Source organism: Floridaenema aerugineum BLCC-F46, from assembly GCF_041929345.1.
Lineage (GTDB): Bacteria > Cyanobacteriota > Cyanobacteriia > Cyanobacteriales > Aerosakkonemataceae > Floridanema > Floridanema aerugineum.
In genome coordinates this window covers 1-1,349 of sequence record NZ_JBHFNQ010000070.1, presented here as the reverse complement: position 1 = coordinate 1,349, position 1,349 = coordinate 1, and the positions used below count along the sequence as shown (strand labels likewise).

Below are 1,349 nucleotides of genomic sequence, written 5' to 3'. Positions count from 1 at the left end.
TGACCGAAAATAATGGGATACAAGCCCCGTCCTTCGAGGATGGCTTTTTATTGCCCATTTTTCAATTCCATGCTATCATAATAGTTGATATCCATTAATTCAGTATCAGTCGTGTTTGTCTACGAGTTTAAGGTCTACCCTAAACCACAACAAATAACCGCCATTAAGGAAGCAATTAGGACATCTCAATTTGTCCGAAATAAAGTACTTCGTTATTGGATGGATAATCGTGGGATTGGTCAGCCAGAAATGTTTAGATACAACACTTTATTGAGAAAAGAGTTTAAGTTTGTCGAAGAGTTAAACTCCCACGCTTGTCAAGCTGCGGTAGAAAGAACACTCAAGGCAGTCAACCGTTTTTATGAGAATTGTAAAAACCAAGTTAAAGGCAAGAAAGGATATCCTAAATTCAAGAAAAACACTCGCTCGGTAGAGTACAAAGTCTCTGGTTGGAAGCTATCTGATAACAGAAAATACATTAATTTTATAGATAAGAAAGGTATTGGAAGTTTCAAGCTAGTAGGTTCTAGAGATTTGAACTTTTACCAGATTGAGCAAATTAAAAGAGTGAGAATTGTGCGTCGTGCGGATGGCTATTACGTACAATTTGCTATTAAAGCCGATCCCAGAGAGCGGGTGAAGCCTTTAATTCCCAGTCAGAAAGCTGTAGGAATAGATTTAGGAATTAAATATTTCTTGGCAGATAGTCAAGGAAATATTGAAGCTAATCCCCAGTTTTATAGAAAGGGAGAGAAAAGCTTAAAACGCTTGAATCGGCGGAAATCTAAGAAGTTCAAGAAAGGGAAACCCCAATCTAGAAACTATCAGAAAGCTAGAAATCGATATGCTCGGAAACATTTAAAAGTAAGTAGGCAGCGAGAAGAGTTTGTCAAGAGAGTGGCACTCCGTTTAATCCAATCTAACGATTTGGTGGCTTATGAAGATTTAAATGTCAAAGGGCTGGTAAGAAATCGACATTTAGCGAAATCAATTAGCGATGCAGGATGGTATTTATTTCGACGTTGGTTGGAATATTTTGGCTATAAGTATGGGAAGGTAACTATTGTAGTTCCTGCTTACAATACGAGTCAAAACTGTTCTAATTGTGGTCAGAAAGTGCAGAAGTCTTTATCAACTAGAACTCATGTTTGTTCGCATTGTGGGTTTGTGGAAGATCGAGATATAAATGCCGCAATTAATATCCTGAAATTAGCATTAAGTACGGTAGGGCATACCGGATCTAAAGCTTGGGGAGATTTGCCCTCTAGCGAGAGTTGGAGCAATCCTGCGCTTGTTATGGCGAGTCTGTGAACCAAGAATCCTCGCACTTATAGGGCGAGGAGTGTCAA

The 1,349-nt window shown here is 38.8% G+C and carries 1 protein-coding gene; it reads left to right on the top strand.

What is annotated here, in order from left to right; all coding sequences use genetic code 11:
• Positions 1-111 precede the first annotated feature (111 nt).
• Positions 112-1,311, top strand: coding sequence for an RNA-guided endonuclease InsQ/TnpB family protein (locus ACE1CC_RS09555; protein ID WP_413270234.1), 1,200 nt, complete (start codon positions 112-114; stop codon positions 1,309-1,311).
• Positions 1,312-1,349: the final 38 nt, after the last annotated feature.